Origin of the sequence: Arthrobacter ipis (assembly GCF_014694315.1) — a bacterium.
GTDB classification, from domain to species: domain Bacteria; phylum Actinomycetota; class Actinomycetes; order Actinomycetales; family Micrococcaceae; genus Arthrobacter; species Arthrobacter ipis.
The window spans coordinates 666,472-683,554 of sequence record NZ_JAAOXD010000001.1 but is presented as its reverse complement, the minus strand read 5'-3'; the positions used below and the strand labels follow the sequence as shown (position 1 = coordinate 683,554).

The window sequence follows — 17,083 nt, the reverse complement described above, 5'->3', positions numbered from 1 at the left end:
GACGCATGCTGCGCCGGACCTTTGGTTTGTTGTTTAGAAGGGAGGTTCGGAATCCGGGCCGTTGCCCCAGCCGCCGCCCGCATTGCTGACCCCGGGCGTGGCCCAGGGGTCTTCCTGCGCTGCGGGCTGCTGGTTGCCGCCGCCCCAGTTTCCTCCGGTGTTGCCGCCCTGGTTTCCACCCTGGCCGCCACCGAATCCACCGCCACCGAATCCGCCGCTGTTGCCGCCGCCGAAACCGCCCTGGCCGCCGGAGCGCTGGGTGCGGTTGACCTTGGCATTGGCGTAACGCAGGCTCGGGCCGATTTCGTCGACTTCGAGCTCGATAACGGTGCGCTTCTCGCCTTCTTTTGTTTCGTAGGAACGGCTCTTCAGGCGGCCGGAAACAATCACGCGGGTGCCCTTGGTGAGGGACTCGGCGACGTTCTCTGCTGCCTCGCGCCAGACCGAAGCGCGGAGGAACAGGGTTTCCCCGTCCTTCCACTCATTGGACTGGCGGTCGAAGGTGCGAGGCGTGGACGCGATGGTGAAGTTCGCTACTGCCGAACCTGACGGTGTGAACCTCAGTTCGGGGTCATTGGTGAGATTACCGATGACCGTAATAGTGGTTTCGCCTGCCATCTACTGCCTCCTTGTTCGTTCCTGCGGTGTAAAGAATGAAAGTTGGTAGCTGAAATTACTCAGCAACAACCTTCTGCTCTTCGGGGCGGGTGATCTTGGTGCGCATGATGGTCTCGTTAAGACTCAGCTGGCGGTCAAGTTCCTTGGCGGTAGCCGGCGTCGAGGTGAAGTTCACCACGGCGTAGATACCTTCGGACTTCTTCTTGATGTCGTAAGCCAGACGGCGACGGCCCCAGATGTCAACCTTTTCGATGGTTCCACCATCGTTGGTGATGACGTTCAGGAACTTCTGAAGCGACGGCTCTACGGTACGCTCTTCGACCTCGGGGTCGATGATTACCATCAATTCGTAAGGACGCATATGTGAACCCACCTCCTTTGGGCTAAGCGGTTACGGTATTTCCGTAACAGGAGGTTCATTTGCGATGCCGTGCACGCCCGCGGCCAAAGAAGGACCAGGGCGCAGCACAGACTTCACTATCTTAGTGCACCGGCGACGGTTTCCGCGATTCGGATAACTCCAAGGCTATGGGCCCTGACAGCCGGGGCGGGAGTGCCGGTCCGGCTATGTGGAAAACCGGGCGTCAGAAGCGCGACAAACTCACCAGCACCTTGTCCGGCTCGACTGAGACGTTGCCCCTGACATAGAACTGCACCTGATCGGTCTCCTTTTCCCACTCAGGGTCTGTCTTGCTGAAGGAGGCATTCCTCTCGTAGCTCACCGTGGCTTCGCCGGCCTTACCCCCGCTGAGCCGCCAAGTGCCATCAAACGACCGGCTAAGCCCGTAGTCCGGGTCGGCGGTGACCGACCACTTAACATTTCGGACATCGCCGAAAGCAAACTGTGAGAACGGGCAGCCCTCCGGTTCAATGTCCGTGGACTTCTCGCAGGCGGTAAGGGCGGCGGCCACCTGGCGGGATGTTTCCGCCACCAGCGCATCCGAGGCCTTTACCGTGAGCCTGGCTGTCTCCGGCGCTTGTGGCAGCGAGCCGCCCGAGACCACTACCTGCTGGTCCTCGACCGAGAGGTACTTCTCGCTGTCCGGAAGACCTACGGAGTAGGAACCGGGAAACGCCGGGAGACTGATGTTTGTGCCGATAGCAGTGACCTCATTTTGACCCGCGGGGACAGTTACTCCGTTGACCGAGACGGCCGCCAGGGGAACATCGACGGAGGCAGTGACCTGCTGCAGAGGGAACGCCTCAAGCTGCCAATGGTCGTCCAGGAGCTCGGGCTGCTTTTTGACGAGGGCGAACGTCTGCTCGTACTTGCGCCCTCCCTGCCTCAGTTCGGCACTGACCTGCGCCGAGTCACCGGAAACCCTGGTGGAAATGATCGAAAAGCCGTCAATGCGGTTCGCCGCAGCGCCGAGAACCTCATTGGTCAGGAGGGCCCGCTCCTCATTGGGCACGTCGGGATCCAAAATTTCCAGGGCTTTCCGCGCGTCGCCGTCCATGAGTGCCTGGGCGTAGGCCTTCACCGGCTGGTCCGGGCCGGGCTTGACCGCGTTAATTGTCACCACCGACCCCGCCGCGAGCACCGCGACCGCACCAACGACGGCGGCTGACACCAGCAGGCGCTTCCTGCCCTTGGCCGAAAGCTGCCGCTCTGCACGAGGGGTTACGGCAGGGCCGGTTGCGGCAGGGCCGGTTGCCGCCGGGCCGGTTGCCGCATGCCCTTCCTCGGGGGTGACGGGGACCAGTGCTCCGGCTTCACCCGGCCCGCTTTCCTGAGGCCTGGCGGGCAGGACGCGGAGCAGGCGCTGCAGCCCGGCCGGCACCACCGGCGCCAGGTAAGGCGCCAGGAAGCGTGCCGAAGCCTCAACCAGCAGCCCCCAGCCGAGGAGGACGGCCGGCGACCACCAAGCCGGTGCCAGGACGTACTGACCGGAAGCGAGTCCCGGCGCATCAAAGTCTGCGCGAACCGTTAGGAGAGGCAGCAACAGCAGCCCCAACACCAGGAATCCTGCGGGCACGGGCGCCCACTGCCGGAGGTCACCGTTGGAAACGGTGCCCCGGCGCAGCAGAACGCAAAGGCCGGAAATGACCGTACAGACCAATGCCAGTGCCAGCGCCGCCCACGCAGCGACCGCAGGGTCCGTGCCCGCTGCATCAGCACCGAAGCCGTAAATGGTCTGGTCCTCATTCACGCTCTGCTGCGCGCCGAAAATCGCCGTCGTTTCTGACAGCACGTGGAGGCCTCCGAGGTGGCCGGCCACAAGGCAGTACCCGGCCGCGTTGCCCATCAGCAGCGGGCCGGAGAGCAGGGCTGCCCAGCCCCCGGAAACGGCGGCAGTGATCCATGCCGCGGGGATGGCGATGACCGAAAAAACTGCCGTGTGTACTGCTACGGCGGCGAGCGGCAGGTTCAGTTTTCCGCGAAGGAACGATGCATCGGCGGACGCCGCGCGCCGCGAATATATGCTGTTCCGGGACGGTGCAGACAGCCCTGCAGCAAGAAGGAAGGCGACCAAAACAGACCATCCGCCGGCTGCTGAGATGGGATCGACGCTGAATCCGCCCGTGGCGGGGAAACGGACGGCAGCGGCCGCGGCCACACCGTTGACCAGCAGTGCGAAAACCGCGCCGCTGACTGCGGACTGCAGCAGGAGCTGCGGCCGGCCAGCGGATGGAAACCGCAGTTCGGCCAAACGGCCTGCCAGATAGATGCCCACCGCGCTGATCAGGAGCACCGCCAACGGGACTCCATAGAGGTGGCCCTCACCCCGGACGGACCCAAGAAAGGGCACCACACCTGCCACGGCGGTACCTGCGCTGCCCAAATGCGCCATCGCCACCAACTGGGCGGTTAGCTGGCCCAGCTGCGACCAGGCGTCCGGTGCCTGCTCCGCGGCAATTGCTCCGCCCAGTGCCGGAACCGGGTTGCCCTGGCTGGCCGCAATGCCTGCGAGGGACAGCAGTACGGCTGCGAGGCTGAACAGGTACACCGCGGTGTAGGAGGCAGCCGCAGCGGCAGCGCCGGTCCAAAGCAGGCGGAAATCGAAGAATGAATTGCCCGGCTGCGGGCCGGGAGATGTTCCAGGCTGATGCGCCGGAAGCTCGGGCACCGCGGGCGCGGAAACAGGCGGTTGTTGCGACATTTTCCCCAGATTTCTGTCGGACTCTCACTGATGCTGTGAATCTAGGGGGAATCCGGCGGCGGCGCCAGTCATATGACCCGGTGCTGTGGACAACTCCGGCGCGGAATACTGGAGCCATGACGATTCTGAAGTCCGTGCTCCTTTTCACCCTGGCGGCCGTGGCGGAGATCGGCGGAGCCTGGTTGATCTGGCAGGCCGTGCGCGAGGACAAGGCGTGGTGGTGGGCCGGGCTCGGAATCGTGGCGCTGGGGCTCTACGGCTTTGTGGCCGCCTTCCAGCCAGATGCCCATTTCGGCCGGGTCCTGGCGGCGTACGGCGGGGTCTTCATCGTCGGCTCCCTGGTGTGGGGCATGCTTCTGGACGGTTTCCGGCCCGACCGCTGGGACCTCATCGGAGCCGCCGTTTGCCTCGTCGGCGTCGCCGTCATCATGTTCGCCCCCAGGCAGGGCTGACTCCTGGCAGGGCTGACCCAAACAAGCTCACTTAAAAACAAAGGCATCCGCCCGGTCGGGCCGTAAACGGCCAACCGGGCGGATGGTGCTTCAGAGTCGCAGAGTGTGGAGGCGTGATTACGACGCCGGGCCGGACCCCACGCCTGCATCAGCGGTTTCGGCGGACGTCTCAGAGGCTGCCGGCACCCCGGCCCGGCCCGGCCCACCCTTGCGGTAGCGCCACACACCGATGCCGACCACCACGGCGGCCAGGCCCACGGAGAGCAGGAGCGACTCGCGGGTGGAATCCAGGATCACCATGCCGATGATCAACGCCACGATGCTGCCGATCGCCAGCCAGGTGAGGTAGGGGAAGAACCACATCTTCAGCGAGAGGTCCTTGGCTGCGGCCCCCATCCGGCGGCGCAGCACCAGCTGGGACGCGGCAATGACCAGCCAGACAAAAAGCGCGATGGCACCGGAGGTGTTCACCAGGAACAGGAAGACCGTGTCCGGGGCGATGTAGTTCAGTCCCACGGTGATGAAGCCGACCACGGTGGAGGCCAGCACCGCTGCGGCGGGCACGCCGCGCTTGGAGATGCGGGTCCAGGACTTCGGGGCGTCGCCGCGCTGCGAGAGCGAGAAGAGCATGCGGCTGGCCGTGTAGAGACCCGAGTTCAGGCAGGACAGCACCGAGGTCAGCACCACGACGTCCATGATGGTGCCCGCGCCGGGGATGCCGAACAGCTCGATGACCGCGACGTACGGGCTCTTGGCCACGTTGGCGGAGTTCCAGGGGAGCAGCGTGACAACGATCGCGATCGAGCCGATGTAGAAGACAAGGATGCGCCAGACCGTGGACTTCACGGCCTTCTTGACCGCTTCAACCGGGTTTTCGGATTCACCGGCTGCGATTGTGGCAATCTCAGCACCGAAAAACGCGAAGACCACCACGAGGATTCCGGCCAGGACTGCCCCCGGTCCGTTGGGCAGGAAGCCCCCGTTGCCCGTCAGGTTGCTCAGGCCGGGTGCCGGAACGCCCGGAACCAGGCCGAGGATCGCTGCCACGCCGAAAAGGAGGAACAGGATGATGGCCGTGACCTTGATGGAGGCGAACCAGAACTCGAACTCCCCGTAGGACTTCACCGAGCCCAGGTTGGTCAGCGTGAGCAGAATCATGAGCGCCAGGGCCCAGACCCACTGGTCGATGCCCGGTACCCAGCGGTGCATGATCGCGGCACCGGCTGTGGCCTCAATGCCCAGCACGATGATCCAGAACCACGCGTAGAGCCAGCCGATGCTGAAGCCGGCCCAGCGGCCCAGTGCCTTGTCGGCGTAGGTGGAGAAGGATCCGGTTTCGGGGTTCGCGGCCGCCATCTCGCCAAGCATCCGCATGACGAGGATGACCACGATGCCTGCGGCCATGTAGGCCAGCAGGATGCCGGGACCGGCCTGCTGGATGGCCGCGCCGGAGCCGACGAACAGGCCGGCGCCAATGACGCCGGCAATGGCGATCATCGACAGGTGCCGGGGCTTTAGGGATTTCGACAGTTGTTGGTCAGCGTGCATGGCTGCGCCATCCTCGTTTTGATTGCAGGTTTTGGGGCGGTGGCCGGGCGGCAAAGGCTGGAGGCTGTGCCGGGGACCACACTGTGCGTTTCACACTAAGGGAGCCGGGGGCTGGTCCGGGCTGTGCAAAGTTACAGTTTACGGCAATCCAAAATAGGCACATTTCCAACCACACACCGTACGTGGCAACGCAGGTTGCCCAACAGGCATTTTTGTAACCCTGCGGAAATGTGTCGCGTGCGCACTAGGCGTGCGCTGCAGTTCCAAAGAACAGCTCGGTCACCCGGGCAAGGCGGTGCGGATCTTCCACGCCACAAAGCTCCCGGGCCGAGTGCATTGAGAGCAGGGGAACGCCCACGTCCACGGTCCTGATGCCCAGCCGGGTGGCTGTCAGCGGACCGATGGTGGACCCGCAGGGCATCACGTTGTTGGACACAAACTCCTGGTAGGGAATTCCGGCCTCGTCACACAGCCGCGCCCAGAGGGCAGCCGCGGCAGCGTCGGTTGCGTACCGCTGGTTGGCATTGATCTTCAGCAGCGGCCCGCCGTTGAGGACCGGGCGGTTGACGGGGTCGTGCCGTTCGGCATAGTTGGGGTGGACGGCGTGGCCGGCATCGGCGGAAACACAGAACGACGCCGCGAACGCCTGCCGCCGCTGGCTCGCCGAGGCGCCCAGCCCGTCCGAGATCCGGACCAGGATGTCTTCAAGCACCGGCCCGCAGGCCCCGGACCGGGACGCCGAACCGATTTCCTCGTGGTCGAAGGCGGCGAGCACCGCAATCGGCGCGGTTCCCCCGGAAGCGTCCGGGCCGCCGTCGGAAGCGCCAGCGTGCGCGATGAGCGCCGTGATTCCCGCGTGCGTGGCGGAAAGGTTGTCCAGGCGTCCGGAGGCGAAGAACTCACTCCTGACCCCGAAAACCGCAGGCGGCTGCGTGTCCGCGATGACGACGTCGTACCCGCCGATCCGGGCCGGATCAACCGGCGAGCCCTCGCCGGACACCCGCTCGGCCAGCACCGCCAGCAGGTCCTCCCCGCCAGGATCGCCGAGCCCGAACACGGGGTTCATGTGCTGCTGCTTGTCGAGGGTCAGGCCTTCATTCACGGCCCGGTCGAGGTGGATGGCCAGCTGCGGAAAGCGCAGCAGCGGGCCGGTGGCCGTCAGGTGCTGCGTGCCGTCGAGCATCACGAGGCGCCCGGCAAGCTGCAGTTCGCGGTCCAGCCACGAATTCAGCAGCGGTCCGCCGTAGACCTCGACGCCGGCCTGGAGCCAGCCGAAGCGGCCAGTGGTCGGCTTGGGCTTGAGCTTGAACGACGGCGAATCCGTATGGGCGCCCAGGATGTTGAAGCCGGTGGTGGGTCCCGCATCCCCGGGCGTGACCCAGGCGATGAGCGCACCGTCCCGGATGACGTAGAACTTCCCTGCCGTGGCGTCCCAGGGCTGCAGCTCGTCCAGGCCGGTGAAGCCCGCCTCCGCCAGGCGCCGGGCGCCCTCGTGCACGGCGTGAAAGCTCGACGGCGAGGCGCTGACGTAGTCGCCCAGGTCCCGGATGTGCTCTGCGGCGGAGGAATGGAGAGGCATGGCTCCGAGTCTAGCCTTGCCCTAGATGGTGACGCTGAGCCCTGCCGTGTAGCCGCCGGAGACGGAACCGGACATGGTGGCCAGCTGGTAGATGCCGCCGTCCTCGCCGAACACGTTGTCCGACTGCAGCGTGGTGTTCGGGAAATTCCGGGCGCTGGTTTCGTAGCCAGCGACGGCGTAGACCTCCCGGCAGGCGGCGCCGGTCAGGGCGATCTGCGAGACAGCAAGCACCTGCCCGGCTGCCGTGGCGTTGTTCATGGACTCGAACACCTCGAAATGTATGTGCGGCCAGCGGCCGTTGTAGGCTCCGGGATAGACGGTCTTGAAGGTGACCTGGCCGTTGGCGTCCGCCTCCTGCACGCCGCGCAGGAAGTTCTCGTTCTCCATCCCCGCATCGTAGAGCGAGTACCGCCCTCCTTATCGCAGTGCCAGGCGTAGACGGCCGCGCCGGCCAGCGGGACGCAACCATTAGCGTTGTCGAGCAGGGTCAGCGTGACGGTCAGCGGCACACCGTCCGCTTTCGTGCTGGACGTGCCGAAGCTTGAGGTGATGTCCTGCCGGACCACCCCCGAGGCTTCCAGGACGTTGGGTCCGTTGGATCCGTCGCCGGGGTAAGGCCCGGCTGTCTCCTGCGGAATCTCCACGCCACACTCGGCGATCGCCCGGGTCACGGTGGGGGACCCGGAAGCAGAGACGGCAGCGGAAGCTGCCGGCGCCGTCGTCGTTGAACTTGCGGAAGCCGACGACGGCGGTCCCGACGGTGATCCTGATGGTGCCGATGACGGCGCCGATGACGACCCCAATGACGGCCCTCCGGGAGTGCACGCGGCCAGCGCGGCCGCCGTGCCGGCGCCGAGGAACATGCCCAGCGAGCGTCGCGACACGAGCGTGGACAGATCGAATTCGAGCCCGCGGTCATGGTTGGGGTGCGGCTCGTGCCGGGGCTGCTGTCCATCCGGGATGCGGGGCGCGGTTGTCATGGCACCATCCAACTCCAGCGGGCTATGGCCTGCATAGGGCCTCCCTGTGCAGACGCTATGCGTGTTTCGCCGAGCGGCCCGTTTCAGTAGTCGGGGTTGCTCGGGGTCACCAGGCCTGTTTCGTACGCGTACACCACGGCCTGGACGCGGTCGCGGAGGTGCAGCTTGGTCAGAATCCGCCGCACGTGGGTCTTCACGGTGGCCTCGGACAGGAAATAGCGGTGCGCGATCTCCGCATTGGACAGCCCCTCGGACATCGCTTCGAGCATCTCTGTTTCCCGGGGCGTCAGGTCCTCCAGCAGCGGGTCGCGCGGAGCAGGTGCCGGGGCCGGCGGGGCCGCCGTTCCCTGACCACCCGACGCGGCGGCGGGCCCGGCCCCGCGGACATACGTCTCAAGTAGCCGCTGCGTGACCCGGGGCGCCACGACGGCGTCCCCGCTCGCCACCACCCGCACGGCCTGGACCAGTTCGGCGGGTGCCACATCCTTGAGCAGAAAGGCCGAGGCGCCGGCCTGAAGACCGGCGAAGGCGTACTCGTCCAGGTCGAAGGTGGTCAGGATGATGATCCTGGCGCGCGAGCCTGAACCGGTTATGGCCCGGGTGGCCTCGATCCCGTCGATCGTGGGCATCCGGACGTCCATGAGCACGACGTCGGGATCGAGGTGGCCCACCTGGCGGACGGCGTCGGCCCCGTCGGAAGCCTCACCCACCACCTCAAGGCCGTCCTCACCCTCCAGGATGAGCCGGAAACCCATCCGCAGCAGCGGCTGGTCGTCCGCCAGCAGGACCCGGAGGCGTCCGGACTCGTTCATTTGTTCCCCCATTTTGCCGTTCTCCAAGTTGCCGTCCCGCATCCTGCCGTCCCGCGTCCTGCCGGTCAGTGTGCTGCCGGCGTGGTGCCGGTCTGCATATTGCCGTTCAGCGTCCCGCCGTTTAGTGCCAGGACAACCCGCACGCGCCAGCCGCCGCCGGCGGCCGGGCCTGCTTCCACCGTACCGCCGTAGATTCCGGCCCGTTCTTTCATCCCCGTCAGGCCCTGCCCTGTCCCCAGCGGCGCGGCAGCTAGGGCGCCGCCCGGGCTGCCCCCGCCGGGGGCGACGGCGTCAACGGTGCCCCGGCCGTCGTCGAGCACTTCAATGGTGACCGTGGAATCCTCGCGCACCACCAACACATCCACCCGGCTTAGCGCCCGGCCATAGCGCAGCACGTTGGTCAGCGATTCCTGCACGATCCGGTACACGGTCAGCTGCAGGGCCACGTCCTCCGGCAGTGCCGGGCCGGTGTGCGAGTAATGGACCGGAAGTCCCGCAGCCCGGAAGCCGTCCAGCAGCTTCCCGAAGCTGGCACCATCCGCGAGCGGCTCACGGGGCGCGTGGCCGGCAGTCGCGTCATCCCGCAGGACCCCCAGCACCCGGCGCATGTCCGCCAGGGCAGTGCGGCCCGTCCGGGACAGTTCCGCCAGTACCTCCGCTGCGCGTTCCGGATCCCTTCGGACCACGACGGCGGCGCCGTCGGACAGGGCCACCATGACAGTCAGCGAGTGGGCCACGACGTCGTGCATCTCCCGGGCTATCCTGTTGCGTTCGTTGACCGACCCCAGGCGGGCGGCCCGGGCCGCCCACGCTGCCGTTTCCTGCTCGTGCTCGCGCCGCTGCCGGACGGAGATGCCGATGCCGGTGGCGATGATGTTGGAGAATACGATGCTGGTGCCCGCCGCAATGCTGGTCACGAGACGGAACTCCTCGGGTGAGGAGGGAGCTCTGGGCAGCTCCCGCTCGAGCGGACCCACCGCGGCCAGGAAGTACAGCAGTGCCAGCGGCGCTGAGGCCACCGCCATCGTGACCAGGGCAAAGCGGCGCGTGTGCGCCACGGCCACGGCGTAGAGCGAGAACCACAGCCCTGCCGACACGTTGGATCCCCACGGATGAAGCAGGGTCACGCCAACCTCAGCCAACGCGATGAACACCACCACGGCCACCGGGCGCCGGCGCCGCAGGAACAGGGACAGCGCAACAGTGGCAAGCAGCCCGATCGCGGCCCACCTGCCCGCATTCACGGCGTCGATCACGGTGGGCAGCACCAGCACCAAATAGCAGGCGACCACCATGGCGTCCATGACGCGCGGACGCCGGTACAGGTAGCGCCGGACCCGGCCTCGCCGTCGGGCAGCAAGCTCCGCGAAGGACGCGTCAGCCGGGGTAGCTGGCGCGTCCTTCACCGAAACAGCATTCATCATGTGCAAAACCCGGGTCTGCTAGACGTCCCGTTTCTTCAGCAGGATCATGGCCACGACCACCGGCACCACCACCCAGGCGCCCAGCACGAGGGCCGCCTGCCAGACTTCCAGTGTGTCCGGAACGTGCTCAACGGCGGTCAGCGGGTTGATCGTGTTTCCGGGGAGGTACTTGCGGGCCTCCTCGAAGAAGTCGCCGGGAATGAGCTGGAACGCGATCGGCGCCACGAAGAACAGGCCCACGAGGGCCATGATGCCGCCGGCGGAATTCCGCAGCAGCGTGCCGAGTGCCATGCCGATTGCCGCCACCGCCGCCACATAGGCGCTGGTGACGAGGAGCAGCTTGACCGACTGCGAGCTGGCGAGGTCCAGTTTGAGGCCGAAGTTGTCCAGGATCGGCACCGACACCAGACCGGCGACGTAGGTGGACGCCGCCGTCAGGACAAAGGCGCTGACGATGACCACCACGAGCTTGGCGACGAACGCCGGCAGCCTCTTGGGTACAGCCGCGAAGGTGGAGCGGGCCATGCCGGTGGTGAACTCGGAGCTCATGAGCAGGACGCCCAGTGAGCCCAGGATCAGCTGCGCAAAGGCTACGCCGGAGGTGGGCACCGTGACGACGAGGTCGCCGCCCTGCGCCGCAATCGCTGCAGCCGCCTCGGGGTCGGAGGCGGCCTGGTCTGCGAACTGGCCGGTTCCCCAGGCGGACAGGGCGCCGAAGCCAACCATGACGACGGCCGTCGAGGCGAGCAGGATCGTGGTGGACAGGAGCGTGCGGAACTTGATGAACTCCGAATTCAGGACCCGGAAAAAGCTTGGACCGGACCCCGGGCTAGCTGCGTTGTGAATGGCGGCGCGGCCGGGGCCGGCGGCGGGCTGGGTGGAAGTCGATGTACTCATGGCGTCAGTTGCCTCCGGACTGGGCGGGAACCGGAGCTCCCGTAGTGATCAGCGAGTGGTATTCGACCTCGTCCTTGGTCAGCTCCATGTAGGCCTCCTCGAGGCTCGCCTGGAGCGGGGTGAGTTCGTAGATTAGAACCTGGTTGTCCAGGGCGCTCCTGGCAATCTGGCGCTGGTCCAGGCCCGTGACCTCAAGGAGCTCGTGGTCCTGCAGCTCTACCGAGACCCCGGTTCCGGCGAGGACCTGCATGAGCCTGTCGGGCTGGTCCGAGCGCACCCGCGTCCGGGTGTGGCCCTTGCCGGTGATGATGTCCTTGATGGGAGCGTCAGCGATGATCTTTCCGCGGCCGATCACGATCAGATGATCGGCGGTCAGGGCCATCTCGCTCATGAGGTGGCTGGACAGGAACACCGTGCGCCCCTCGGAGGCCAGGTACTTCACCAGGTTGCGCACCCAGACCACGCCTTCCGGATCGAGGCCGTTGACGGGTTCGTCCAGGATGATGGTTTGCGGGTCGCCCAGGAGCGCGGCGGCGATGCCCAGCCGCTGGCCCATGCCAAGGGAGAAGCCCTTGACCTTTTTCCGGGCCACGTCCGCGAGGCCTGTCATATCAATGACCTCGTGCACGCGCTTCCGCGGGATGCTGTGCGTGGCGGCCATGGCCAGCAGGTGGTTGTACGCTGAGCGGCTGGTGTGGACTGCCTTGGCGTCGAGCAGCGCCCCGATTTCCCGCAGCGGTGCCGCGTGCCGGGCGAACGGGACGCCGTTGACGGTGACCGTTCCCGCCGTCGGGGCGTCCAGGCCCATGATCATGCGCATGGTGGTTGACTTGCCGGCCCCGTTGGGTCCCAGGAAGCCGGTGACCTGGCCGGCTTGGACGGTGAAACTGACGCCGCCGACGGCGGTTTTGTCGCCGTAGACCTTTGTCAGGCCTTCTGCCTCAATCATGGAAGCTTTCCTTTGCATAGCTGCTGGCGTGCTGTCTGGTGTGCACGTTCCACGCTACCTACGCCGCCTGCTGAATTCGCCGGTCTCAGGGATGATTCAGGGGCTAATCAGGGTTTCCCGGCGTCATCCGGTGGGATGAGGCCCTCAGCTGTCTTCCCTGGGTGAGTAGTAGCGCAGGGCGCCCCGCTTCAGGGTGAACTCGGCGGACCGGACGCCGGGCATGGCCTCGCCGTCCACCGCAAGCACCATGGGCGCCGTGCCGCACTCCACACGGACACGGGTGGCCTCGGCGAGGTGGGTGATCCGGGACGTCCCCACCGTGCCGGTCAGCACGGACCACAGCATGCGCAGCCTTGCGAAGGACTCGTCGGCGGTCATCATCCGGACGTCGAGCACGCCGTCGTCCAGCACGGGCCGGACGAGCGGGGCGTGGTCCCTCGGGTAGTAGCGGCCGCGGCCCAGGTACATGATCCAGAGCCTGTGCCGGACGCCGTTGACGATCAGGGTAATTGGTTTCTCCACGGCGAATGTCCGGAACATCGCCACGACACCGGCGAGCGGCTTCCCGAGGGCGGGCTGCAGCTGTTCGCGACGCCGCACCAAGTTCGGGTACAGCCCGATACTCGCGGTGTTGAGCATGATGAGCTCCAGCTTTTCCGGATCGTCCGCGAATCCGCGTTCAACGGCGACGGCACCCACGTCAGCCAGCGCCGCTTCACCGCTTTCCGCTGCGGCTACCGCCTCCACCAGGGAGGGCGTGCCGACGTCCCGGGCGAAGTGGTTGAGGGTTCCGCCCGCCAGCACCAGCAACGGAAGATCATGCTCGACGGCGGCCGCCGCGGCAGTGCCCACAGTTCCGTCCCCGCCCCACACCCCGAGCGCCCGGATGCCCGGAACGGTGGCTGCCTCCGCCATCCGCTGGGCGACATCGTCCTCGGGCGCCATGAGAGTTATATGCGCAAGCGGGAATACCTCTTTCAGGGCTGCGGCGGTTTCCTCGGTAAAGGACCCGCCCAGGGTGTTGACGGCGATGCTCAGCCCCTCCCCGTGAGGGACTTTAGCCGCCTCCACACGGCGCCTGGAGATGGCAGGCATGGGCGGCCGCACCGGCCACCATCTCCTCGTCACGAGGGCCGCACCGGCCCCGATCGCGGAACCGAACAGCACATCCGAAGGCCAATGGGCGCCTGTATGTACTCTGGAGTATGCAACGCCCGCGGCCACGGGGGCCACGACCGCCCCCAGTGCCGGCTGCACCATTCCCGTGCCCAAGGCGAACGCCACCGCTGAGGCCGAGTGGCCGGACGGCATGGACGAACTGGTGGGCTGGGGATGGACGAAGCGGAAGACCGGCAAGTGCTCAGGCAGCGGCCTGGCGCGGGGAAGCAGTGTTTTGAAGACGAGGTTCGTCACGGCGGAGGCCACACCCTGTGCCAGCAACCCGTGGACTGCCGCGCGCCTGGTGCGTCCCGGGATGGCAGCGGCCACGGCCGCTACGCCAAACCAGAGCTTTCCCTTGTTGGCGGAAGCCGAGAGCCGCCGAAAAAAAGTGTCATGGTGTCCGCCCGGAAAGCCGGAGACGGCCCGCATCAGCGTGCGGTCGAGGGCGGCCACCCAGCCGGGTCCGCGGCGCAGCATTCGTCGCATTTCCCCACCCTACCGCCGGGTACTGGGGTGTGTTCGCGCCACGGCCGATTTCTTCCGCGAAGATCATTTCCGGACGGGAAGGGGTTTGGCGGCGCCGGCGAGCAGCAGGGCGACCAGGATGGGCACACCGATGGCCAGCAGTGCCAGGTGGATTCCGGTCAGGTCCCCGAGGTAGCCCAGCAGCGGAGGACCAGCCAGGAAGGCGACGTAGCCGATGGTGGAAACCACCGACACCCTGGCCGCCGCGTGCCGCGGATCGTCTGCCGCGGCCGACATTCCCATGGGAAACGCCAAGGCAGCCCCCACTCCCCATAGCGCTGCGCCAACAGCGGCCAGCCAGAGGTTTCCGGCGAAGACGAACAGGGCCAGGCCGGCCGCGGCGGCGGCCATACTTCCCCGCAGCACTGCCACCCGGCCGTATTTGTCGATGACTGTGCCGCCGAAGAAGCGCATGGCGGTCATGGCCAGCACGAAGAGTGCGAAAAGCAGGGCGCCGGTCGACTCGGATGTTCCCAGACCGTCCACGGACGCCTTGGCGATCCAGTCGTTGCCCGCACCCTCGGTCAGGGTGGCACCGAGGACCACCACGCCTATCAGCAGGGTGCGGCCGTCCCGCCATGCGGAGGGTCCGCGGGCCGCCTTGGCTTCGCCCTCGGCGGGCTGTTCAGGGACGCTGTGGGGGAGGAAGTAGCGGGGGACCACGAAGGTCAGCACGGCAACCGAGACGGCGATGACCAGCAGGTGCTGCGGCAGGCCAACCCCCAGCCCCGACAGGCCTGCCCCGATCAGGGCCCCCAGGAAGGCTCCGCCGCTGAAGGCCGCGTGGAACTTGGGCATGACCGTCTTGCGGAGCCGGTGCTCGACGTCGGCCCCCTCGACGTTTTGGGACACGTCCCAGAGCCCGATGCCGATGCCGAAGAAGAAGAGCGCGGCGGCGGTTCCGGCCACCGACTCAGCGAGGAGTGACGCGGCGATTCCCACACCCGCCAGTGCGGCCAGGAAGCCGCTGGCCCGGACGGTGTTGGCGGTGCCTATCCGGTTGATGACGTGCCCGGCGGTGGGGAGCGCGATCAGGGATCCGACGGCGGTGCACAGCAGAAGGGTCCCCATCTGGCCCGACGAGATGCCCAGGATCTCCGTGACAGCCGGAATGCGGGCAGCCCAGCTCGCAAAGACCAAACCGTTCGCGCCGAAAATGATGAACGTTGCGAGGGCGGCTGCGGAAACCTGCCGGCCGGCGAGCTGCTGCGTTGAGGTCATTCGACAACTCTAATGCCGCAGGCGGTCGGGTCTGCCCCGCTGGTTGAGCCTGCCGAAACCCGCCCGCCGCTGGTTGAGCTTGTCGAAACCAGTGATCTCGACAAGCACGATCAGCGGAACAACCCGATCAGCGGGCGCGCTCCACCCGCTTCTCGTCCCAAACGGGTTCGGCCGACTCGTACACTTTGCCGTCGGAGCCGAAGACCAGGAAGCGGTCGAAGGTGCGAGCGAACCAGCGGTCGTGGGTGACGGCCAGAACCGTTCCTTCGAAGTGGTCAATGGCCCGTTCCAGCGCCTCGGCCGAGTGCAGGTCGAGGTTGTCGGTGGGCTCGTCCAGCAGGAGCAGCGTGGCACCGGAGAGCTGCAGCAGCAGGATCTGGAACCGCGCCTGCTGGCCGCCGGAGAGCGACTCGTACTTCTGCTCCGACTGTCCTGCCAGCCCGTAGCCGTCGAGTGCCCCGGCAGCGGCTTCGCGGCCCAGGCCGGAACGGTGCTCGTCGCCGCGGTGCAGGATTTCGAGCAGCGTGCGGTTCATCAGGTCGGGCCGGACGTGGGTCTGCGCGAAGAACCCGGGACGGATACGGGCGCCAAGCCTCACGGTGCCCTCGTGGGGCACTTCGGCGATTTCGACGTCGGACACCGGAAGGTGTTCCCGCTCCGGATCCGTGCCGCCAGTGGCGAGCAGCCGCAAGAAGTGCGACTTGCCGGAGCCGTTCGAGCCCAGCACGCCCACCCGGTCGCCGAACCAGATCTCCGTGGAGAAGGCCTTCATGAGGCCGGTCAGCTCCAGCTTTTCGGCCACGACGGCACGCTTGGCGGTGCGGCCGCCCTTGAGCCTCATCTGGACGTTCTGCTCGATCGGCAGGGCTTCCGGCGGCCCGACCTCAAGGAACTTAGCCAGGCGGGTCTGGGCTGCGTGGTAGCGGTTGGCCATGTCCGAGCGGAAGGCGGCCTTGTTCTTGTACATGTTGACGAGTTCCTTGAGCTTTGAGTGCTCCTCGTCCCAGCGCTTGCGCAGCTCCTCGAAGCGGGCGTTCCGGTCTGCCCGTGCCTCGACGTAGGAGCCGAAGCCGCCGCCGTGGATCCAGGCCCCGGCCCCGTTGATGCCCGGTTCGAGCGTGACGATGCGGCCGGCGGCGTTGTTCAGCAGCTCCCGGTCGTGGCTGATGAAGAACACGGTCTTCTTAGATTCGTTGAGCTTGTCCTCGAGCCAGCGCTTTCCCGGGACGTCGAGGTAGTTGTCCGGTTCGTCGAGGAGCAGGAGTTCGTCGGGACCGGCGAAGAGCGCCTCCAGCACCAGCCGCTTCTGCTCGCCGCCGGACAGCGTGGACGCGCGGCGGTGCTGGGCGCGGTCAAAGGGCAGGCCCAGAGCAGCCATGCAGACCTCGTCCCAGACCGTCTCGACGTCGTACCCGCCGGCGTCTCCCCAGTCGACGATCGCCTGGGCGTACCGCATCTGGGTGGGCTCGTCGTCGTGCTCCATCATGGCCAGCTCCGCCTCATCCACGGCGCGGGCGGCCTCCGCCAGCGCCGGCGGGGCGGCGGATACGAGCAGGTCGCGGACCGTGGAGTCGTCCCGGACCTGCCCCACGAACTGGCGCATGATGCCCATGTTTCCGGAGCGGCCGATCACGCCTTCGTCCGGGGTCAGGTCCCCGGAGATGATGCGGAACAGGGTGGTTTTTCCTGTTCCGTTGGGTCCGATGAGCGCCGTCTTGGTGCCATCCGGGACCTTGAAGGTCACCCCGTTGAGCAGCTGCGTGCCGTCGGAGAGGAAGTAGTCAATGCCGGAAACGTCAATATGGGCCACCGGGCA

The 17,083-nt window shown here is 66.8% G+C and carries 13 protein-coding genes and 1 pseudogene; 1 reads left to right on the top strand and 13 read right to left on the bottom strand.

All coding sequences use genetic code 11. The features are described from left to right. Window positions 1-33: 33 nt before the first annotated feature. The 3 genes from G9E11_RS03245 to G9E11_RS03235 form a co-directional block, all read right to left on the bottom strand. Window positions 34-618 carry a single-stranded DNA-binding protein gene (locus G9E11_RS03245; RefSeq protein WP_190602858.1) on the bottom strand — a complete coding sequence of 195 codons (585 nt, stop codon included), beginning with the start codon at window positions 616-618 and terminating at the stop codon, window positions 34-36. A 55-nt stretch (window positions 619-673) separates the two neighbouring features. After that, window positions 674-979, bottom strand: a complete 306-nt coding sequence (gene rpsF, locus G9E11_RS03240; RefSeq protein ID WP_190602856.1) for a 30S ribosomal protein S6 — start codon at window positions 977-979, stop codon at window positions 674-676. A gap of 223 nt (window positions 980-1,202) precedes the next feature. Further along, entirely contained in the window at window positions 1,203-3,719 is a 2,517-nt protein-coding gene (locus G9E11_RS03235; RefSeq protein ID WP_190602854.1) for a hypothetical protein, read from the bottom strand. A gap of 116 nt (window positions 3,720-3,835) precedes the next feature. On the opposite strand from G9E11_RS03235, the gene G9E11_RS03230 reads away from it, so the two are divergent. Continuing rightward, complete coding sequence (locus G9E11_RS03230) at window positions 3,836-4,171, top strand: YnfA family protein (RefSeq protein WP_190602852.1); 336 nt, start codon at window positions 3,836-3,838, stop codon at window positions 4,169-4,171. A gap of 117 nt (window positions 4,172-4,288) precedes the next feature. On the opposite strand, the gene G9E11_RS03225 is transcribed toward G9E11_RS03230, so the two are convergent. From G9E11_RS03225 to G9E11_RS03180, 10 genes and pseudogenes are all read right to left on the bottom strand, one after another. Continuing rightward, window positions 4,289-5,719: an amino acid permease gene (locus G9E11_RS03225; protein ID WP_190602850.1), complete on the bottom strand. Its 1,431-nt coding sequence runs from the start codon at window positions 5,717-5,719 to the stop codon at window positions 4,289-4,291. Between the two features lie 244 nt (window positions 5,720-5,963). Then, window positions 5,964-7,298: a M18 family aminopeptidase gene (locus G9E11_RS03220; protein ID WP_190602849.1), complete on the bottom strand. Its 1,335-nt coding sequence runs from the start codon at window positions 7,296-7,298 to the stop codon at window positions 5,964-5,966. 21 nt (window positions 7,299-7,319) lie between these two features. After that, window positions 7,320-8,278 (bottom strand): annotated as a pseudogene (locus G9E11_RS03215) (intradiol ring-cleavage dioxygenase). 83 nt (window positions 8,279-8,361) lie between these two features. Further along, entirely contained in the window at window positions 8,362-9,090 is a 729-nt protein-coding gene (locus G9E11_RS03210; protein ID WP_190602847.1) for a response regulator, read from the bottom strand. Between the two features lie 65 nt (window positions 9,091-9,155). Beyond that, entirely contained in the window at window positions 9,156-10,514 is a 1,359-nt protein-coding gene (locus G9E11_RS03205; protein WP_190602845.1) for a sensor histidine kinase, read from the bottom strand. An 18-nt stretch (window positions 10,515-10,532) separates the two neighbouring features. Then, on the bottom strand, window positions 10,533-11,411 hold the full coding sequence (locus G9E11_RS03200) for an ABC transporter permease (protein WP_190602843.1): 879 nt from the start codon (window positions 11,409-11,411) through the stop codon (window positions 10,533-10,535). Window positions 11,412-11,415: 4 nt separating this feature from the next. Then, window positions 11,416-12,360, bottom strand: coding sequence for an ABC transporter ATP-binding protein (locus G9E11_RS03195; protein ID WP_190602841.1), 945 nt, complete (start codon window positions 12,358-12,360; stop codon window positions 11,416-11,418). 144 nt (window positions 12,361-12,504) lie between these two features. Beyond that, window positions 12,505-14,007 (bottom strand): bifunctional phosphatase PAP2/diacylglycerol kinase family protein, encoded by a 1,503-nt coding sequence (locus tag G9E11_RS03190; protein ID WP_190602840.1) that lies wholly within the window; start codon window positions 14,005-14,007, stop codon window positions 12,505-12,507. A gap of 63 nt (window positions 14,008-14,070) precedes the next feature. Continuing rightward, entirely contained in the window at window positions 14,071-15,267 is a 1,197-nt protein-coding gene (locus tag G9E11_RS03185) for an MFS transporter (RefSeq protein ID WP_190602838.1), read from the bottom strand. Between the two features lie 127 nt (window positions 15,268-15,394). Continuing rightward, the gene (locus G9E11_RS03180; RefSeq protein WP_190602835.1) at window positions 15,395-17,077 is read right to left on the bottom strand and encodes an ABC-F family ATP-binding cassette domain-containing protein; all 1,683 of its coding nucleotides are present in this window, start codon (window positions 17,075-17,077) and stop codon (window positions 15,395-15,397) included. Between the last annotated feature and the right edge of the window lie 6 nt (window positions 17,078-17,083).